We start from the raw sequence: 682 nt of genomic DNA, 5'->3' as shown, positions 1-682 counted from the left end.
CTAGTGGCGCGAGTTTGAAGTTGTTGGACGGTTGGCTTTTTCTAGGATCTGTTCGGCGGTTTTGGTCCAGACGAATGGGTGGGCTCTGGGGTTCCATCCGTCGATGAACGCGCGGATTTTGGTGTTGAGGTCTGTGACGGAGGTGAACACTCCGCGGCGGATCGCTTGGCGTTCAATGATGCCGAACCAGACCTCGACGAGGTTCATCCAGGAGGCGTGGGTTGGGGTGAAATGCACGATGACTCGGGGATGCTCGGCCAGCCACTTCTTCACGTTGGCATGTTTGTGAGCTGCATAGTTGTCCATCACCAGGTGTAAGTCGACCGGATTACCGGTGTCATCGACGGTGTCGCGGTAGGCCCGTTCGACTTGCTTGAGGAAAGCCAGGAACTCTTGGTGGCGATGCTTGGGCTTGAGTGCGGCGGTGACTTTCCCGGTCGCGATATCGAGGGCGGCGAACAAGGTGGTGGTGCCGTGCCGGTAGTAGTCATAGGAGCGGCGTTCGACCTTGCCCGGTTGCATCGGCAGGATCGGCACCGTCCGATCCAACGCTTGAATCTGGGACTTCTCGTCAACGCAGAGCACGATCGCGTTCTCCGGCGGATTCAAGTACAAGCCGCAAATGTCGGTGACCTTGCCCACCAACTCTGGGTCGGTGGAGAACCGAAACGACTCGGCCTTG

General features: G+C 58.5%; 1 protein-coding gene. It reads right to left on the bottom strand.

Annotated elements, in window-relative coordinates; genetic code table 11:
• A partial coding sequence (locus P3L18_RS28135) for an IS630 family transposase (protein ID WP_276116001.1) occupies window positions 1-682 on the bottom strand: 682 nt, incomplete at its 5' end.

Source organism: Gordonia sp. N1V (assembly GCF_029269935.1).
GTDB lineage: Bacteria > Actinomycetota > Actinomycetes > Mycobacteriales > Mycobacteriaceae > Gordonia > Gordonia polyisoprenivorans.
The sequence above is the reverse complement of the archived record's forward strand: the minus strand, read 5'-3'. Positions and strand labels throughout refer to the sequence as shown.